Source organism: Streptomyces griseorubiginosus, from assembly GCF_017614965.1.
Classification (GTDB): domain Bacteria; phylum Actinomycetota; class Actinomycetes; order Streptomycetales; family Streptomycetaceae; genus Streptomyces; species Streptomyces griseorubiginosus_B.
This window is the reverse complement of sequence record NZ_WVUG01000068.1, coordinates 1-18311: the sequence shown is the minus strand read 5'-3', so window position 1 is coordinate 18311 and position 18311 is coordinate 1. Positions and strand designations below refer to the sequence as shown.

Annotated in this window: 15 protein-coding genes, 2 tRNA genes and 1 pseudogene; 5 read left to right on the top strand and 13 right to left on the bottom strand. The window is 69.4% G+C overall.

All coding sequences use genetic code 11. The features are described from left to right. Nucleotides 1-5 precede the first annotated feature (5 nt). Nucleotides 6-2630, bottom strand: coding sequence for a valine--tRNA ligase (locus GRC12_RS15725; RefSeq protein WP_208779863.1), 2625 nt, complete (start codon nucleotides 2628-2630; stop codon nucleotides 6-8). A gap of 137 nt (nucleotides 2631-2767) precedes the next feature. Here GRC12_RS15725 and GRC12_RS15720 point away from each other — a divergent pair, with 137 nt between their 5' ends. Then, on the top strand, nucleotides 2768-3745 hold the full coding sequence (locus tag GRC12_RS15720) for a hypothetical protein (RefSeq protein ID WP_208779862.1): 978 nt from the start codon (nucleotides 2768-2770) through the stop codon (nucleotides 3743-3745). Nucleotides 3746-3816: 71 nt separating this feature from the next. Here GRC12_RS15720 and clpX read toward each other — a convergent pair whose 3' ends face one another. The 5 genes from clpX to GRC12_RS15695 form a co-directional block, all read right to left on the bottom strand. Then, nucleotides 3817-5106, bottom strand: a complete 1290-nt coding sequence (gene clpX, locus GRC12_RS15715; protein WP_058925301.1) for an ATP-dependent Clp protease ATP-binding subunit ClpX — start codon at nucleotides 5104-5106, stop codon at nucleotides 3817-3819. Between the two features lie 188 nt (nucleotides 5107-5294). Beyond that, nucleotides 5295-5975, bottom strand: coding sequence for an ATP-dependent Clp protease proteolytic subunit (locus tag GRC12_RS15710; RefSeq protein ID WP_133040990.1), 681 nt, complete (start codon nucleotides 5973-5975; stop codon nucleotides 5295-5297). A gap of 50 nt (nucleotides 5976-6025) precedes the next feature. Then, nucleotides 6026-6637 (bottom strand): ATP-dependent Clp protease proteolytic subunit, encoded by a 612-nt coding sequence (locus GRC12_RS15705; RefSeq protein ID WP_208779874.1) that lies wholly within the window; start codon nucleotides 6635-6637, stop codon nucleotides 6026-6028. 252 nt (nucleotides 6638-6889) lie between these two features. Beyond that, entirely contained in the window at nucleotides 6890-8302 is a 1413-nt protein-coding gene (gene tig / locus GRC12_RS15700) for a trigger factor (RefSeq protein WP_208779861.1), read from the bottom strand. 168 nt (nucleotides 8303-8470) lie between these two features. After that, nucleotides 8471-8547, bottom strand: a tRNA-Pro gene (locus GRC12_RS15695). Nucleotides 8548-8736: 189 nt separating this feature from the next. Between GRC12_RS15695 and GRC12_RS15690 the strand changes: the two genes are divergently transcribed. Beyond that, a tRNA-Gly gene (locus GRC12_RS15690) sits at nucleotides 8737-8807 on the top strand. A 76-nt stretch (nucleotides 8808-8883) separates the two neighbouring features. Here GRC12_RS15690 and GRC12_RS15685 read toward each other — a convergent pair. After that, nucleotides 8884-9378 carry an RICIN domain-containing protein gene (locus GRC12_RS15685; RefSeq protein WP_208779860.1) on the bottom strand — a complete coding sequence of 165 codons (495 nt, stop codon included), beginning with the start codon at nucleotides 9376-9378 and terminating at the stop codon, nucleotides 8884-8886. A gap of 296 nt (nucleotides 9379-9674) precedes the next feature. Further along, the gene (locus tag GRC12_RS15680; protein WP_026178055.1) at nucleotides 9675-9869 is read right to left on the bottom strand and encodes a hypothetical protein; all 195 of its coding nucleotides are present in this window, start codon (nucleotides 9867-9869) and stop codon (nucleotides 9675-9677) included. 489 nt (nucleotides 9870-10358) lie between these two features. Between GRC12_RS15680 and GRC12_RS15675 the strand changes: the two genes are divergently transcribed. Beyond that, nucleotides 10359-11480 (top strand): acyltransferase family protein, encoded by a 1122-nt coding sequence (locus GRC12_RS15675; RefSeq protein ID WP_208779859.1) that lies wholly within the window; start codon nucleotides 10359-10361, stop codon nucleotides 11478-11480. Here GRC12_RS15675 and GRC12_RS15670 read toward each other — a convergent pair. Then, a complete protein-coding gene (locus GRC12_RS15670; RefSeq protein WP_208779858.1) occupies nucleotides 11477-11947 on the bottom strand; it encodes an HD domain-containing protein in 471 nt (156 codons plus the stop codon). The genes GRC12_RS15675 and GRC12_RS15670 overlap by 4 nt on opposite strands. A 184-nt stretch (nucleotides 11948-12131) precedes the next feature. Continuing rightward, nucleotides 12132-13310 (bottom strand): PP2C family protein-serine/threonine phosphatase, encoded by a 1179-nt coding sequence (locus GRC12_RS15665; protein WP_208779857.1) that lies wholly within the window; start codon nucleotides 13308-13310, stop codon nucleotides 12132-12134. A 162-nt stretch (nucleotides 13311-13472) separates the two neighbouring features. Between GRC12_RS15665 and GRC12_RS15660 the strand changes: the two genes are divergently transcribed. Next, a complete protein-coding gene (locus tag GRC12_RS15660; RefSeq protein ID WP_208779856.1) occupies nucleotides 13473-14702 on the top strand; it encodes a GNAT family N-acetyltransferase in 1230 nt (409 codons plus the stop codon). A gap of 1 nt (nucleotide 14703) precedes the next feature. Here the strand turns inward: GRC12_RS15660 and GRC12_RS15655 are convergent, their stop codons facing one another. Continuing rightward, nucleotides 14704-15513, bottom strand: a complete 810-nt coding sequence (locus GRC12_RS15655) for an Fpg/Nei family DNA glycosylase (protein ID WP_208779855.1) — start codon at nucleotides 15511-15513, stop codon at nucleotides 14704-14706. Between the two features lie 27 nt (nucleotides 15514-15540). Next, complete coding sequence (locus tag GRC12_RS15650) at nucleotides 15541-16029, bottom strand: ribose-5-phosphate isomerase (RefSeq protein ID WP_208779854.1); 489 nt, start codon at nucleotides 16027-16029, stop codon at nucleotides 15541-15543. Nucleotides 16030-16245: 216 nt separating this feature from the next. Between GRC12_RS15650 and GRC12_RS15645 the strand changes: the two genes are divergently transcribed. Continuing rightward, entirely contained in the window at nucleotides 16246-17661 is a 1416-nt protein-coding gene (locus tag GRC12_RS15645) for an amino acid permease (RefSeq protein WP_208779853.1), read from the top strand. Between the two features lie 27 nt (nucleotides 17662-17688). Here GRC12_RS15645 and GRC12_RS15640 read toward each other — a convergent pair. Beyond that, nucleotides 17689-18311: pseudogene (locus GRC12_RS15640) on the bottom strand (serine/threonine protein kinase); the annotation flags it as partial.

Genomic DNA, 18311 nt, shown 5'->3' with positions numbered 1-18311 from the left:
GGTTCTCAGGCGGACGGCAGCCTGTCCAGCTGGGCCTGGATCCTCGTGATGTCCTCCTCCGCCTTGGCCAGGCGGGTGCGGATCTTCTCCACCACGTCGTCCGGGGCCTTCGACAGGAACGCCTCGTTGCCGAGCTTGGCGTTCGCCTGCGCCTTCTCCTTCTCCGCCGCCGCGAGGTCCTTCGCCAGGCGCTTGCGCTCGGCGGCGACGTCGATCGTGCCGGAGAGGTCGAGGGCGACCTCGGCGCCGGCGACCGGCAGGGTCGCCGTCGCGGTGAAGGCGTCGCCCTCCGGCTGGAGGCGCAGCAGCTGCCGGATGGCCGCCTCGTGCGGGGCGAGGGCCGTGCCGTCCAGGCTCAGCCGGGCCGGGACGCGCTGGCCCGGCTGCAGGCCCTGGTCGTGGCGGAAGCGGCGGACCTCGGTGATCACCGACTGGAGGGCCTCGAGCTCCCGTTCGGCGTCCGCGTCCCGGAACCCACTGTCCTTCGGCCAGTCCGCGATCACGATCGACTCGCCGCCCGTGAGGGTGGTCCAGAGGGTCTCCGTCACGAACGGGACGACCGGGTGCAGCAGCTTCAGCGTGACGTCGAGGACCTCACCCAGGACCCGCTTGGAGACCTCGGCCGCCGCGCCGCCCGCCTGGAACGTCGTCTTGGACAGCTCGACGTACCAGTCGAAGACCTCGTCCCAGGCGAAGTGGTAGAGGGCGTCGCTGAGCTTCGCGAACTGGAAGTCGTCGTAGAACGCGTCGACTTCCGCGACCGTCTTGTTGAGGCGGGAGAGGATCCAGCGGTCCGTCGCCGACATCTCGGACGGCGCCGGCAGCGGGCCCTCGACCGTCGCGCCGTTGATCAGCGCGAAGCGGGTCGCGTTCCAGATCTTGTTGGCGAAGTTCCTCGACGCCTGGACCCATTCCTCGCCGATCGGGACGTCGGTGCCGGGGTTGGCGCCGCGGGCCAGGGTGAAGCGGACGGCGTCGGAGCCGTACTTGTCCATCCAGTCGAGCGGGTCCACGACGTTGCCGAAGGACTTCGACATCTTCTTGCCGCGCTCGTCGCGGACCAGGCCGGTCAGCGCGATGGTGCGGAAGGGGACCTCGCCGTCCATGGCGTAGAGGCCGAACATCATCATCCTGGCGACCCAGAAGAAGATGATGTCGTGGCCGGTCAGCAGGACGTCGGTCGGGTAGAACTTGCGCAGGTCCTCGGTCTGTTCGGGCCAGCCGAGCGTGGAGAACGGCCACAGGCCGGAGGAGAACCAGGTGTCGAGGACGTCGGTGTCCTGCGTCCAGCCCTCGCCGCTCGGCGGCTCCTCGTCCGGTCCGACGCAGACGACCTCGCCCTCGGGGCCGTACCAGACCGGGATGCGGTGGCCCCACCACAACTGCCGTGAGATGCACCAGTCGTGCATGTTGTCGACCCAGTCGAAGTACCGCTTCGACATGTCGGCCGGGTGGATCGTGACCCGTCCGTCGCGGACCGCGTCGCCGGCGGCCTGCGCGAGCGGGCCGACCTTGACCCACCACTGCATCGACAGACGCGGCTCGATGGTGGTCTCGCAGCGGGAGCAGTGGCCGACGCTGTGGACGTAGGGCCGCTTCTCGGCGACGATCCGGCCCTGCGAGCGCAGCGCCGCGACGATCGCGGAGCGCGCCTCGAAGCGGTCCAGGCCCTCGAAGGGGCCGTGGACGGTGATGACCGCGCGCTCGTCCATCACCGTGATGGACTCGAGGTCGTGGCGCTGGCCGATCGCGAAGTCGTTCGGGTCGTGGGCCGGGGTCACCTTGACGGCGCCCGTGCCGAACTCCGGGTCGACGTGCGTGTCGGCGACGACCGGGATGGTGCGGTCGGTCAGCGGGAGCTTGATGCGCTTGCCGACGAGGTGGCGGTAGCGCTCGTCGTCGGGGTGGACGGCGACCGCGGTGTCGCCCAGCATCGTCTCGGCGCGGGTGGTGGCGACGACCAGCGTCTCCTCCCCCTCGCCGTACTTGATGGAGACGAGCTCGCCGTCGTCCTCCTGGTACTCCACCTCGATGTCCGAGATGGCCGTCAGACAGCGCGGGCACCAGTTGATGATGCGCTCGGCGCGGTAGATCAGCTCGTCCTCGTACAGCTTCTTGAAGATCGTCTGGACGGCCTTGGACAGGCCCTCGTCCATCGTGAACCGCTCGCGGTCCCAGTCGACGCCGTCGCCGAGGCGGCGCATCTGGCCGAGGATCTTGCCGCCGTACTCCTCCTTCCACTGCCAGACGCGGTCGACGAACGCCTCGCGGCCAAGGTCCTGGCGAGACTTGCCCTCCTCGGCGAGCTGCTGCTCGACCTTGTTCTGGGTGGCGATGCCGGCGTGGTCCATGCCCGGCAGCCACAGCGACTCGAAGCCCTGCATGCGCTTGCGGCGGGTGAGGGCGTCCATGAGCGTGTGCTGGAAGGCGTGGCCCAGGTGGAGCGAGCCGGTGACGTTCGGCGGCGGGATGACGATGGTGTACGCGGGCTTGTCGCTCTTCGCGTCGGCGGCGAAGTAACCCCGGTCTACCCAGCGCTCGTACAGCGTCTCCTCTACCTCGGCCGGCGCGTACTGGGTCGGCAGTTCGGTGTTGGGCGCTGAAGGCTGCTGCTGAGCGTTCTCGGTCACGGGGTCAGTTTAGGGGTGTCGCGGGTGTGTCCCGAAACGTGTTTGCTCTGTAACGGTAGGGGCCCCGATGGGGTGCGCCGTTCGTGCCTGCGCCAGGATGTCGGCACCACATAAACATTCTGGAGGGGAACCCAGAAATGAGTTACAACCAGCCGGGCCCGTACGGCGGGCAGCCCCAGCAGCCCGGGCCGTACGGTCAGCCAGGGCCCTACGGCCAGCAGCCGCCGCAGGCGCCCCAGCCCGGCTACGGATACCCCCAGCAGCCGCCGGCGCCCCCGCAGCCCGGGTACGGCTATCCGCAGCAGCCGCCGCAGGGGGTGCCGCCGCAGCAGAACCCGTACGGGCAGCAGCCGCCGCCCTACGGACAGCCGCCTTACGGCCAGCAGCCCTACACCGTCCCGCAGCCGCCCGTGCCCGGCGGCGGCAAGAAGAAGACGGGGCTGATCATCGGCGCGGTGGCGGTCGTGGCGGCGATCGGTGTCGGCCTGTGGTTCGTGGTCGGCGGGAGCAGCGGCAGCGGGGGCGGCGGTGGCATCGCCAACGACGGCGCGCACAAGCTGACGACTCCGGCGACCGTCATCGGCGGCACCTACAAGAAGTCGAACAGCGCGGACAGTTCGGACTCGTTCAGCGACGAGGACAAGGCCGACTTCGAGAAGTGGGGCGTGAAGAACCCGCAGGACGTCAGCGCTGGGTACACCAAGGGCAGCGGGCTGTCCGAGTCGAACCTGACCTTCGGCGGCGTCTACGGCACCATCGACGACCCGGAGGCGGTCGTCGACGCCATGTTCGCGAAGGTCAAGTCCGAGGCGACGAAGGACAAGGACACCAAGGGCAAGCTGCTCGGCAGCCCGCAGGTGGTGCACCCGGCCGGCTTCGCCAACGGCATCATGAAGTGCCAGGTGGCGCAGTTCGAGAACGACGGCACCTCGTCGACGAGCGCGGGTGCCCCGAAGACCTTCGAGATGCCGATCTGCATCTGGGGCGACCACAGCACGGTCGCCGACGTCACGGCCTTCAGCCTCGCCTCCCTCACCACCGGCTCGGCCGCGTCGGTCGACGACACGGCGGCGCTGGCGGCCAAGCTCCGCAACGACGTCCGCGTCAAGGCCTGACGGGCGGCGGACGCCTCAACCACGAAGGGGCCCCGGTCGGTTGACCGGGGCCCCTGCGCGTGTGCGTACCGTCAGGCCGTCTTCTGCTCGCCCGGCCCCCGCCCGTTGCGCGCGTCGCGCGGGATCAGGGTCGGGTTGACGTTGGAGTGGACGACGTCCGCCGTGATGACGACGCGGGCCACGTCCTTGCGGGACGGGACCTCGTACATCACGGACATCAGGACTTCCTCCATGATGGCGCGCAGGCCGCGGGCGCCGGTCTGGCGGAGGATGGCCTGATCGGCGATGGCCTCCAGCGCCTCGCGCTCGAAGTCCAGCTCCACGCCGTCGAGTTCGAAGAGGCGCTGGTACTGCTTGACCAGCGCGTTGCGCGGCTCGACCAGGATCTGCAGCAGCGCCTCGCGGTCCAGGTTGTGGACCGAGGTGATGACGGGCAGGCGGCCGATGAACTCGGGGATCATGCCGAACTTGACCAGGTCCTCGGGCATGACGTCCTCGAACTGGTCCTTGGCCTCCAACTCCCGCTTGGAGCGGATCGTCGCGCCGAAGCCGATGCCCTTGGCGCCCGCCCGGGACTCGATGATCTTCTCCAGGCCGGCGAAGGCACCACCCACGATGAACAGGACGTTCGTCGTGTCGATCTGGATGAACTCCTGGTGGGGGTGCTTGCGGCCGCCCTGCGGCGGGACCGAGGCGGTGGTGCCCTCGAGGATCTTCAGCAGGGCCTGTTGGACGCCCTCGCCGGACACGTCGCGCGTGATGGAGGGGTTTTCACTCTTCCGCGCGACCTTGTCGATCTCGTCGATGTAGATGATCCCGGTCTCGGCCTTCTTGACGTCGTAGTCGGCCGCCTGGATCAGCTTCAGCAGGATGTTCTCGACGTCCTCGCCGACGTAGCCGGCCTCCGTCAGCGCCGTCGCGTCCGCGATCGCGAACGGGACGTTCAGCATGCGGGCCAGGGTCTGCGCGAGGAGCGTCTTGCCGGAGCCCGTGGGGCCCAGCAGGAGGATGTTGGACTTCGCCAGCTCGATCGCGTCGTCACGGCCGCTGCCGCCGCCGTTCTCGCCGGCCTGGACGCGCTTGTAGTGGTTGTAGACCGCGACGGACAGCGCCTTCTTGGCCGCCTCCTGGCCCACCACGTATCCCTCGAGGAACTCGTAGATCTCGCGGGGCTTGGGAAGCTCCTCCCAGCGCACCTCGCTGGTCTCCGCGAGTTCTTCCTCGATGATCTCGTTGCAGAGATCGATGCACTCGTCGCAGATGTACACACCAGGCCCTGCGATGAGCTTCTTGACCTGCTTCTGGCTCTTGCCGCAGAACGAGCACTTCAGCAGATCGCCGCCGTCACCGATGCGTGCCACGGTGTGCTTCCCCTTCGCCTGGGAGACGCCTAGATCCAGCGGCTCCTGGTGCTGCCTATTCCGACGGTACCTTGCCGGGCCCCCCGTTCGGGCCCCCCTTGGCGCGGTTCACTGTGACGTGCAGCGTGTCAAAGCACACCAACCGTGCCAAGGGGCGGCAGACGATACAGCTTCCGCCCGCTTCTTCGTCAGCGGACGGCCGCGTTGTTCATCTTCCGGGTGGAGATGATCTGGTCGATCAGGCCGTACGACAGCGCGTCCTCGGCCGTGAGGATCTTGTCGCGCTCGATGTCCTCGCGGATCTTCTCGATCGGCGTGGTCGAGTGCTTGGCCAGCATCTCCTCCAGCTGCGAGCGCATCCGGAGGATTTCGTTGGCGGCGATCTCCAGGTCGGAGACCTGACCGCGGCCCGTCTCGCTGTAGGGCTGGTGGATCAGCACGCGGGCGTTGGGCAGCGCCATGCGCTTGCCCGGCGAACCGGCGGCCAGCAGGACGGCGGCGGCGGAGGCCGCCTGGCCCATGCAGACCGTCTGGATGTCGGGCTTCACGAACTGCATCGTGTCGTAGATCGCGGTGAGCGCCGTGAAGGAGCCGCCGGGGCTGTTGATGTAGACCGAGATGTCCCGGTCGGGGTCCATCGACTCCAGGCACAGCAGCTGCGCCATGACGTCGTTGGCGGAGGCGTCGTCGATCTGCACGCCGAGGAAGATCACGCGCTCCTCGAAGAGCTTCGCGTACGGGTCGTACTCGCGGATGCCCTGCGAGGTGCGCTCGACGAAGCGGGGGATCACGTAGCGGGACTCGGCGGCGGGACCCGTGTACTCGGCGCGTGTGCGGTCGTACAGGCCGCTGCCGGGGAAGTCGTTCACTGTCTGTCTCCTAGGGGCTGTGGCGGTCGGCTGGGGGCTGTCCTGGGGCCTCAGGCCCCGGTGGTGCCGCCGCCGCCCGGGATGCCGGCAGCCGTGGTGATGACGTCGTCGATGAGGCCGTACTCCTTGGCCTCCTGCGGGTCGAACCAGCGGTCGCGGTCCGAGTCGCGGGTGATCTGCTCGACGGTCTGGCCGGTGTGCTGGGCCGTGAGCTCGGCCATGCGCTTCTTGGTGTGCAGCAGCCGCTCGGCGTGGATCTTGATGTCCGAGGCAGAACCGGCCAGACCGGCGGAGGGCTGGTGGATCAGGATCTCGGCGTTCGGGAGGGCGAACCGCTTGCCCGGGGTGCCCGCGCTGAGCAGGAACTGGCCCATGGAGGCGGCGAGGCCCATGGCGATCGTCATCACGTCGTTCTTGATGAACTGCATGGTGTCGTAGATCGCCATGCCGGCCGTGATCGAGCCGCCCGGGCTGTTGATGTAGAGGTTGATGTCCTTGTCGGGGTCGGCCGCGGCAAGGAGCAGCAACTGTGCGGTGATCTTGTTCGCGATGTCGTCGTCGACCGGCTGGCCGAGGAAGATGATCCGCTCGTTGAGCAGCCGGTTGTAGACCTGGTCGCCGAGGCCACCACCGATGGAAGGCTCGCCGGCGGCGGAGGGCATCAGATTCGTCACGTATCCACCTGCTCGTCTTACGACGGCGCCGGGCCGTCTTCACGTGTACTGCCGGGGGCAACGGGGACTCCCCTGCCCTCGTACTCATGGACCCTAACGCGCTGGTCCCTCCGGGGAATCCCGGTAACGGGGGTGTTCGCCGGGGGCGTAGCGGCGGGCGCCCCCGCGCCGTATGTGGGGAAGGGCCCGGGGAACACGTCCCCGGGCCCTTCCCCACGACATCTCCAGGCGCCTCGGGCGTCAGCCCTCGGTCTTCTCCCCGGCCGCGGCGTCCTCGGCCGGAGCGTCCTCGGTGGCCGCCTCCGCGGTGGCCTCCTCGGTCGCCTCGGCGGCCTCGTCCTCCTCGTCGTCCAGGTCGACGATCTCGCCGTTGGTGTCCTTGACGGTGGCGGCCTCGACGACGACCGCGAGGGCCTTGCCGCGGGCGACCTCGCCGACCAGCAGCGGCACCTGGCCGCCCTCGACGACGGCCTGGGCGAACTGGTCGGGGGACATGCCGGAGGAGGCCGCGCGACGCATGAGGTGCTCGGTGAGCTCCTCCTGGTTGACGTTCAGCTTCTCCTGCTTGACCAGCTCGTCGAGGACGAACTGGGTCTTGATGCCCTTGACCGCCGCCTCGCGGGTCTCGGTCTCGAACTCCTCGGCGGTCTTGCCCTGGATCTCCAGGTACTTGTCGAGGGTGAGGCCCATCTGGCCGAGCTGGTGGTGCTCCAGGTTGTGCTTGCGGGTGTTGATCTCGTCCTCGAGCAGCTTCTCGGGGACGGGCACCTCGACGAGCTCCAGCAGCTTCTCCAGGACGCGCTCCTGGGCCTGCGTGGCCTGGTCGTACTGCTTCATGTTCTCCAGGCGCTTGCGGCTGTCGGCCCTGAGCTCCTCGAGGGTGTCGAACTCGGAGGCGAGCTGCGCGAAGTCGTCGTCCAGCTCGGGCAGTTCGCGCGCGGCGACCTGGGTGACCTTGACGGTGACCTCGGCCTCCTTGCCGGCCGCGGAGCCGCCCTTGAGCTCGGAGGTGAAGGTGGCCTCGCCACCGGCCTCCAGGCCCTTCACGGCGTCGTCGATGCCGTCCAGCAGCTCGCCGGAGCCGATGGTGTAGGAGACGCCGCTGGCGATGCCGTCCTCGAGGACCTCGCCGTCGACCTTGGCCTCCAGGTCGATGGTGACCACGTCGCCGTCCTCGGCGGCGCGCTCGACCGGGGAGGTGGAGGCGAAGCGCTCGCGGAGCTGCTCGACCGACTTCTCGATGTCCTCGTCGGTGACCTCGACGGCGTCGACCTCGACCTCGATGCCGGAGTAGTCCGGGATCTCCAGGGCCGGGCGGACGTCGACCTCGGCGGTGAAGTTCAGCGTCTCGCCGTCCTTCAGCTCCGTGATGTCGACCTCGGGCTGGCCGAGGACGTCGATCTCGGCCTCGTTGACCGCCTCGGTGTAGAACTTCGGAAGCGCGTCGTTGACCGCCTCCTCCAGGACCGCACCGCGGCCGAACCGCTGGTCGATGACGCGGGCAGGGATCTTGCCCTTGCGGAAGCCCTTCACCGTGACCTGCTGGTTGATCTTCTTGTACGCCGCGTCGAGGCTGTCCTTGAGCTCCTCGAAGGGCACCTCGACAGTGAGCCGAACCCGGGTCGGGTTCAGGGTCTCCACGGCGCTCTTCACGGTTCGGTCTCCTTGATGGCTGACTTCTCGGATTCTGCCGGGGCCAGAACGGCTCCGGCGGATTCGCCGCCCGGAGGACTGCTTCGTAGAGGAGAGACACACGGGCGTGCAGCTTGCATAGTAACGGCAGCGGCGACACGCCCCAAAGGTGATCACTCGGTGATCACGTGGTCGGGGTGGCGGGATTTGAACCCACGGCCTTCCGCTCCCAAAGCGGACGCGCTACCAAGCTGCGCCACACCCCGTCTGGTGCGACACGTAGGGTACATGGCCGCAGGCAGTGAGGCCGCCGCATTTCCCCAGCCGGGGGCCGCGCATTTCCGGAGCGGGGGCGCGGGGGCGGGGCGGCCGGGCAATGCGGTGTGCGGCCGGGCGCGCCGACCCGCTACGATGCCTCCAGTGCCGCGGTCTTTCCGACCTGCGGCGCGCTGTGTGCGGGCGTAGCTCAATGGTAGAGCCCCAGTCTTCCAAACTGGCTACGCGGGTTCGATTCCCGTCGCCCGCTCTGGCATGGCTCTGGCCCGGATCGGCGAGTGGGTTCACTCACCGATCCGGGCCAGAGTCGTTTTTCCGGGGGACTGTCAGCCGATCCAGTCCCATTCCTGTTCGGTGCTGCCGAGGCAGCTGTAGATGATCACCTTGGTGTTGTTGGCGGTGCCTCCGCCGCCGGCCGTGGACATGCACTTGCCGGCCTTGATGTTGTAGAGCTGGCCGGTGCTCGAGTAGTCCCACTCCTGCTCGGAGCGGCCGTTGCAGCTCCAGAGGATCACCTCGGTGCCGTTGGCCGTGGCGCCTCCGCCCGCCAGGGACAGGCACTTGCCGCTCTTGAGGTTGCGCAGCTCGCCGGAGGGCGTGGCCTCGAACCAGTACTGCTCGTGGCCGGTGCCGCAGGTGTAGATGACGGCGTTGGTGCCGTCGGCCGTGGAGCCGCCGCCGGCCAGCGACAGACAGCGGCCGCTCTTGTAGTTCTGCACCCGCGAGTAGACGTCGACCGCGCCGGCCGAGGGCGCGGCCGCCGCCAGGGCCGTGACCGTCAGCGCGCCCGCCGCCAGCGCCGCCCAGGATCTCTTCAGCACGTGAGGGAATCCTTCCGTCGTGCGGGACGCCCTTCGCCCCGCCTTCTTGGCAGGGTGATCTTGGCTCGACGGACTCGGGCCCGAACACAGGGCTTTCAGCCCCTTCGCAGGTGAATGCGAGGGGTGGTCCGGGTTAAGGGGGGATTTTCCGTACGGTCCCGCGCGATGACCGGGTGCCCGTTTCCTCCCGGGTCACGGAGAAGATCGACGGCGAACCGGCGGCCGGGGCGCGCGTCGCCGCGGGACGGCGGCATGGCGGGAAAGCGCCGCGCCGGCACCCCGACCGCTCGTGACGGTCAGAAGCTGATCGAGTTGATCGTCTCCGCTATCGAGTTGAGGAAGCGGTTGATCGAGGGGGCCATGCCGGTCGACGCGAGGAAGAAGCCGAACAGGATCGCGACGATGGCGGGTCCGGCCTTGATGGAGCCGCCCCGGATCAACACCACCAGGATGATCGCCAACAGCAGCACCACAGACAGTGAAATGGCCACAACTGATCACACCCTCGGTCGGTCCGCTCTCCCGGCCCGGGGGTGCCCGGCCCGCACACCCCCGCCAGAACCATCGTGCCACCAACCAGGCCCGCGTATGCGGCAGGTGAGGCATCGTCGGCCACACTGTGCCCGACCTTTGCCCGGACTGTGCGGAGGCGGCCACTCCCCGCACCTCCGACACACCCCCAACTCCGGTCTCCCGCACAGGAATTCGACGGGGCACTCACACAGGAAAATGCGCGGCATCGTTTCCATGCCCACACAACTCGTTCGCAGGCAATTCGAATTGTCACCACAGACACATCAAGAGGGCGCGTTTTGTGTCTTTTTGTCTTGAATAATCCGGACTAACCTGTGCATAAGGGCAGCGGACGGAGATGCCTGTTTCAGCAATTCCCGGGTAACCGAAGGGTTCCTGCGCAGCCTTATGCAGGAATGACATGGACGGTTTTACGAATTCCCACAGACGCCGCTAGGGTTCCCCAGATGTTCGACGCCGCTTCGTCTCCCGGTCATCTCAGAACGCCGCTCCCCCCGGCCCGCCCGCCGGCGCCACCGCAACGCGACGCGTTCTTCGACAACGCCAAGTACCTGGCGATCGTGCTGGTGGCCATGGGCCACTCCTGGGAACCGCTCAAGGGCGACAGCCGCGTCCTGGAGGCCGCCTACACCGTCGTGTACGCCTTCCACATGCCGGCGTTCATCATCATCTCCGGCTACTTCTCCCGCAGCTTCGACATGCGCCCCGACCGGCTGCGCCGCCTGATCACCGGTGTAGCGGTGCCGTACATCGTCTTCGAGACGGCGTACTCGCTCTTCAAACGCTACGGCGACCACGACCCGGGCATGTCGGTCAGCCTGCTGGATCCCTGGTACCTGACCTGGTTCCTGGTCGCCCTGTTCGTGTGGCGGCTGACCACCCCGCTGTGGAAGACCGTCCGGTGGCCGCTCCCCCTGGCCATCGCCATCGCCATGCTCGCGACGCTGTCGCCGGACATCGGTGACGACCTGGACCTGCAGCGCGTCCTGCAGTTCCTGCCGTACTTCGTGCTGGGTCTGTGCATGAAGCCGGAGCACTTCCAGCTGGTGCGCACCCGCGCCGTGCGGATCCTCTCGGTGCCGGTCTTCGCCGGCGCGCTGATGGTCGGCTGGTGGGCGGTGCCGCGGATGAACGCCTCCTGGTTCTACCACCGCGACTCCGCCGAGGAACTGGGCGCGCCCTGGTGGTCCGGGCCGGTCATGGTGCTGGCCCTGATGGGCTGCTCTCTGCTGCTGACCGCCTGCTTCTTCGCCTGGGTGCCGCGCCGCCGGATGTGGTTCACGGCGCTCGGCGCGGGCACGCTGTACGGCTATCTGCTGCACGGCTTCGTGGTGAAGGCCGCTGACTTCTACGGCTGGTTCGACCACCGGTGGCTGCACGGTCCGCTCGGTGAGATCTTCGTGACCCTCGTCGCGGGCGCCGTCGTCACCCTGCTGTGCACCGCGCCGGTGCGGCGGGTGTTCCGGTTCGCGATGGAGCCCGACATGAAGTGGGCGTTCAAGCGGGACGCGGCCGAGCTGGCCCGCGACCGCGACAAGGCAGCGCAGCGGCAGATGGCCAACGCCTAGGTCAGGGGCTGCTCCAGGCCGAGGAGTGCGTGCATCCGGGCGTACTTCTCGGTCAGCCGGGTGCGGGTGGCCGGGTCGGCGAGGCGGGCGAGGCGGGCCGGGTCGGCGTTGTGCGCCAGGTCCGCCTCCTTCACCAGCAGCGCGCCCGGCGTGGCGAGGATCCGCGCGGCGTACTCCTCGGGCGTCTCCCCCGCCCGCTTGGTGACCGCGAGCACGATGTCCTTCGTACGGCGGCTCAAAGCGGCCCGCTCCAGCCACCGTTCGCTCAGCGCGTCGTCCTCCACGGCGTCGTGCAGCCAGGCGGCGGCGATCTGCTCGGCGTCGCCGCCCCGCGCGCGTACCCCCTCGGCGACGGCCCGCAGATGCTCGGCATAGGGTCGGCCCGCCTTGTCGGTCTGTCCCTCGTGGGCGGCCCGGGCGACGGCCTCCACCTCGGCCAGGGTGAGCCCTTCGGGTGTCTCGGTCATTCCTGAAGTGTCTCCCCGCGCAGCGCCGCCCGGGCCGGGAGGGTCGCGCCGAGGACGCCGAGGACGCCGATCGTCCCGGCCGAACGCCCCGTACACCAGCGGCGGGATGTACGGCCCCTGCCCGGTCAGCCCCTTTGTCGCGGGCGGGGGGAACCCCCGCCGTGGCCGCGGCGCCGACGTCGGGTCAGCGGGCCGCTGCCGCCGTGGGGCCTTCCCGGCAGATCAGCAGCAGCGCCCGGTCGTCGTTCACGTCCTTCGCCACCGCCTCGATCAGGTGCCAGGCGGCGCCGTGGAAGCCGCCCGCGACATAGCGGTCGGCCTCTCCGGTCAGGCGGTCGATGCCCTCGACGATGTCCCGGTCGGAGGTCTCCACCAGGCCGTCCGTGAACAGCATCAACACGTCTCCGGCGCGCAGCGAGCCCTTCACGGGGTCGAACTGGGCGCCGTCGTACACACCGAGCAGCGGGCCCTCGGCGGCCTTCTCCTCCCAGCGGCCGCTGCCCGCGCTCAGTTGGAGGCCCGGGGGATGACCGGCCGAATAGAGCTCGTAGTCGCCGGAGTCGAGGTCGAGGACCAGGTGGATGGAGGTGGCGAAGCCCTCGTCCCAGTCCTGGCGGAGCAGGTAGCCGTTGGCGGCAGGGAGGAAGGCGTGCGGCGGGAGCGAGCCCAGCAGGCCGCCGAAGGCGCCCGAGAGCAGCAGCGCGCGGGAGCCGGCGTCCATGCCCTTGCCGGAGACGTCCGTGAGGACGACCTCCAGGGTGCGGCCGCCGTTGGTCCGGGCCGCCACCACGAAGTCGCCGGAGAAGGACTGACCGCCGGCCGGCCGCAGAGCCATCTCGCGGTGCCAGCCGTCCGGCAGCTTCGGCAGCTTGCTCTGCACGCGGATCCGCTCGCGCAGGTCGAACAGCATCGTGCCGCCGCGCCGCCAGGGCACGCCGACCCGGCTGCGGAACTGCGCGACCAGCAGTCCGAAGAAACCACAGGCGGCGACGACGAGCACCACGCCCGGGGTGACCCGCGAGGGGCCCTCGGTGTACGGGCCCAGCTTCACCGACTCCACGATCAGTGCCGTGGCCGCCGCCGCGTACAGGGCGAGCAGGCTGGCGGGGCGCAGCAGCAGACCGCCGGCGACGATCGGCACGACCAGGGCGGCCGGGGAGCACCAGACGGAGTTGGCGAGGGTGACACCCGCGATCACCGGGACGGTGAGGAACAGTCCGGCGAGGGCGAACCAGTCCGAGCCGTCCCCGCGGAAGTAGTCCACGGCGCTTTTGCGCAGGCCGGTGCGGACCCGGTGCCACTGCATCCTCAACCGGGCCGTGAACGTCTCGGCCTCCGCGCGCCGCTCTCGTCCTGCTGCCATTAGTTCGGGACCCTATCCATCGGACCTGCTGCTTGGCACGGGAGGTCCCACTTGTCCCCCGTCCGAGGCTCAACTTCACAGTGAACTTCACCGAAAGCCGTCGCGCGGGCGTCAAGCCGAAATTCCCTCGCTCGTCCCGCAATGCCCTGGTAGGCATGGTTCATGCGGACTGACGTGCGAGTGCTGGCAGCTGAGAACTGGGACGAGTGGTACGACAACTTGATCCGCGCCTTCGGAGGGGTTCCGGAGCCCGCCGAGGAGCGCGCGCTGTGGCGGGAGCTCACCGAGCCGGACCGGGCGATCGGGGCCTGGGACGGTGACACGTGCGTGGGGACGGCGGGGGCGTTCCGCTTCCGGCTGACCGTGCCGGGCGGCAGCGCCGTGCCCGCGGCCGGCGTGACCATGGTGAGCGTGGCCGCCACGCACCGGCGGCGCGGGGTGCTGACGTCCATGATGCGGCGGCAGTTGGCGGACGTACGGTCCTGGGGCGAGCCGCTGGCCGTGCTGACGGCCTCCGAACCGGCGATCTACGGGCGGTTCGGGTACGGCGTCGCGACGTTCCACGCCAACGCCGAGATCGACACCACCCGGGTACGGCTGTCCGTGCCGGAGGGCACCGATGACGTACTGCTGCGGTACGCCGAGCCGGCCGACGCGCTCGACGCCTGCGAGGCCGTGTACGCCCGGCTGGTCGACCGGCGGCCGGGGATGGTGGCGCGGATCCCGGGCTGGGAGCGGCTGTGGGTGCTCGACCCGGAGAGCGAGCGGGACGGCGCCTCGCCGCTGCAGTGCGTGCTCGCCGAGCGGGACGGGGAGGTCGTCGGGTACGCGCGGTTCCGGGTCAAGCGGGGCTGGGAGCCCGCGGGACCCAACGGGACGGTCGTCGTGCAGGACGTGGACGCGCTGGACCCGGCGGCGCACGCGGCGCTGTGGCGGTTCCTGTTCGGCATCGACCTGACGTCGAGGATCGACGCGCGGCGCCGGCCGGTGGACGAGCCGTGGCAGTACCTGGTCTCCGACATCCGCCGCTGCTCGCTGCTGGTGCGGGACTCGCTGCACGTACGGCTGGTGGACGTCGGGGCCGCCCTGGAGGCGCGGACCTACCAGACGCCGGTGGACGTGGTGTTGGCGGTAGAGGACGCCTTCTGCCCCTGGAACAGCGGCCGTTGGCGACTGACCGGCGACCCGAAGGGCGCGTCCTGCGCCCGCACCGAGGACGCCGCCGATCTCGCCCTGTCGGTACGGGAGTTGGGCTCGGCCTACCTCGGCGGCGTGAGCCTGGACGCCCTCGCCGCGGCCGGCCGGGTGAGCGAACTGCGCCAGGGTGCCCTCACCGAGGCGTCACTCGCCTTCGGCTCCACGGTGTCCCCGTGGCTGCCGCACGGGTTCTAGTTCACGGCGTCTGGCAGGTCGGGCACCAGAAGAGGTTGCGGGCGGCGAGGTCGGCGGTGCGGATCTCGGCGCCGCAGATGTGGCAGGGCAGGGTGGCCCGCCGGTAGACGTACACCTCGCCGCCGTGGTCGTCGACGCGGGGCGGACGGCCCATCGCCTCGGGTGTGTGCTCGGGGCGGACGGTGTCGATCCGGTTGTTGCGCACGCCCTCGTGCATCAGCTCGACCAGGTCCGTCCAGATCAGCCGCCACTCGGCGGGCGTGATGTCCCGGCCCGCGCGGTAGGGGTCGATCCGGTGCCGGAAGAGGACCTCGGCGCGGTAGACGTTGCCGACGCCGGCGATCACCTTCTGGTCCATGAGCAGCGCGGCGATCGTCGTACGGCTGCGGGAGATCCGCCGGTACGCCGCCTCGGGGTCGGCGTCGTCCCGGAGCGGGTCGGGGCCGAGGCGCGCGTGTATCGCCCGCTTCTCGGCGTCGGTGATGAGCGCGCAGGTGGTCGGGCCGCGCAGATCCACGTACGAGGTGGCGTTCGCGAGGCGCAGCCGGACCGTGTCGGTGGGCGGCGGCGCGGGGGCGTCACCGAAGGCGACCTTGCCGAACAGGCCCAGATGGATGTGGACCCATTCGGCGTCGCGGAAGCCCAGGAAGAGGTGCTTTCCATGGGCCTCGGTACGGGTGAGCCCGGCCCCGTCGAGCAGTGCGGCGGCGTCGGAGAACTTGCCCTGGGGGCTGGTCACGCGGGGTGCCGTGCCAAAGAAGCGGTCGGCGTAGTCCAACGCCAGCCGGTGGATCGTGTGCCCCTCTGGCACGGCGGGTGTTCCTTTCCGGCCCTCGGCTCAGTCCTGCTGCGGGTGGTGCGCGGGGATCGGGGGCAGTTCGCCCGTCGTCTCGTACGCCGAGAGCATGTCGATCCGGCGCTGGTGGCGCTCGTCGCCGGAGAACGGCGTGTTCAGGAAGATCTCGACGAACTTCGTCGCCTCCTCCTGGGTGTGCATGCGCCCGCCCACCGCGACCACGTTGGCGTTGTTGTGCTGGCGGCCCAGGGATGCGGTCTCCTCGCTCCAGGCCAGCGCCGCGCGCACGCCCTTCACCTTGTTCGCCGCGATCTGCTCGCCGTTGCCGGAGCCACCGATCACGATGCCGAGGGAGTCGGGGTCCGCGGCCGTCCGCTCCGCGGCGCGGAGGCAGAAGGGCGGGTAGTCGTCCTGGGCGTCGTAGATGTGCGGGCCGCAGTCGACGGGGTCGTGGCCGGCCGACGTGAGCCACTCGACGAGGTGGTTCTTGAGTTCGAAGCCGGCATGGTCGGAGCCGATATACACGCGCATGGCTCCGAGTGTGACACGGCCGTTTCCGGGCAGCAGCTCCGGGTGGCGACCAGGAGAAATCCAGACCCGACCATGGAACCTCAAGGAAAGCTCAAGTAACAATCTGGATTCAGAGGTTCAACAAGCCCTTTGCCTCCGATTCACTGGACCGACTCGTACGTCACCCCGGTGGCGCAGTACGGAAGTCCCCACACCCGGCGCAAAGGAATTCCCCCCATGACTGGTCTCCAGGCCGGACTCAAGAACCGACATCTGTCGATGATCGCCATCGGCGGTGTCATCGGAGCGGGCCTCTTCGTCGGCTCCAGCTCCGGTATCGCGACGGCCGGACCCGGCATCCTGCTGTCGTACGCCCTCGTCGGCACGCTCGTCGTGCTCGTGATGCGGATGCTCGGCGAGATGTCCGCGGCCAACCCGACCTCCGGCTCCTTCTCCGCCCACGCCGACCGGGCGCTCGGCCGCTGGGCCGGGTTCTCCATCGGCTGGCTCTACTGGTTCTTCTGGGTGGTGGTGCTCGCGGTGGAGGCCACCGCCGGCGCCAAGATCCTCGAGGGCTGGATCCCGGCCGTCCCGCAGTGGGGCTGGGCGCTCATCGTGATGGTGGTGCTGACCGCCACCAACCTCGTCTCGGTCGGTTCCTACGGCGAGTTCGAGTTCTGGTTCGCCGGCATCAAGGTCGTCGCGATCGGCGCGTTCATCGTGGTCGGCGCGCTCGCGGTGGCCGGTGTGCTGCCGGGCGTGGACAGCGACAAGGCGGGCCTGGGCAACCTCACCGAGCACGGCGGATTCCTGCCCCACGGCCCCGGCGCGATCCTCACCGGCGTGCTGCTGGTCGTCTTCTCCTTCATGGGCAGCGAGATCGCCACGCTGGCCGCGGGCGAGTCGGAGGACCCGCAGCGGGCGGTCACCAAGTCGACGAACAGCATCATCTGGCGTATCGCGGTCTTCTACCTGGGCTCGATCCTCGTCGTCGTCTCGCTGCTCCCCTGGAACGACCCGTCCATCAAGGAGAAGGGCTCGTACGTCGCCGCGCTCGACTCCCTCGGCATCGCGCACGCGGGCCAGATCATGAACGTCATCGTGCTGACCTCGGTGCTGTCCTGCCTCAACTCCGGCCTCTACACGGCTTCCCGGATGGCGTTCTCGCTGGGCGAGCGGGGCGACGCGCCGAAGGCGTTCGCGCGGACGACCTCGCGGGGCGTGCCGATGGCGGCGATCGTCGCGTCGGTCGTCTTCGGCTTCGTGGCCGTGTTCTTCAACTACCGGTTCCCGGACTCGGTGTTCCTGTTCCTGGTCAACTCCAGTGGTGCGGTGGCCCTGTTCGTGTGGCTGGTGATCTGCTTCTCGCAGCTGCGGATGCGGCGGATCATCCAGGCGGAGGCGCCGGAGAAGCTGGTCGTGAGGATGTGGCTGTATCCGTATCTGACCTGGGCCACGGCCGCGTTGATCGTCTTCGTGCTCGGGTACATGCTGACCGACACCGAACACGACGGCCGGGAGACCGTGCTGCTGTCCCTGCTGGTGGCGGCGGTCGTGCTGGTGGTCGCGCTGGTGCGGGAGAAGGTGCGCGGGAACCGCACGGCCGCGGGTGCGGCGTCCGTGGAAGCGCGGGACGAGGTCAGGACGGGCTGATCCCCCGGCGGCCGGGGGCTCGCCCGCTCAGAGGATCTTGAAGCTGTCCTTCACCTTGTCGTAGGTCTTCAGGGCCTGGGGCTCGATGGCCCTGTGGTACCAGGTGTTGATCTGGTACGACCGTCCCTCCTGGTTGAAGCCCAGGAGGCGGGCGTGCCAGTTCACGCCGTTGAGGGTGAAGGTGTACTCCCAGACCACGGCGGGGTCGCCGCGGAAGGTGGTCTCCTCCAGGCGGATCTTGCGGTAGTCCTGGCCCTGGTGGGCGTTCTGCTCCGACTGCTGCCAGGTCCGCATCAGGTTGTCGCGGGCGAGGGAGGACTTGGCGACGAGTTCCTGGGCGCCGTCGGGTGAGGTGTAGTGGACCTCCGCGCCCGTCATCACGTTGCGGCGCCAGCCCTTGGGGGTCGCCCACGCGTAGCCGCCGGCCTCCTCGTGCGTGCCGGGCGGCAGGCTGGGGGGCCTGGCGGTGCCCTCGACGGTGGGCGACGGACTGTCGCCGGCGGTCGGCGTCGTGGAGGAACCGGCGCGCCGGTCGTCCGGAGACCCGGAGTTCGACAGCAGGACGGCCGCCACGACGACCCCGGCGGCGACCACACCGAGGCCGGCGAGGACGGCGCTACGACGGCGGTGGCGGCCGTCCTGCTGTCGAA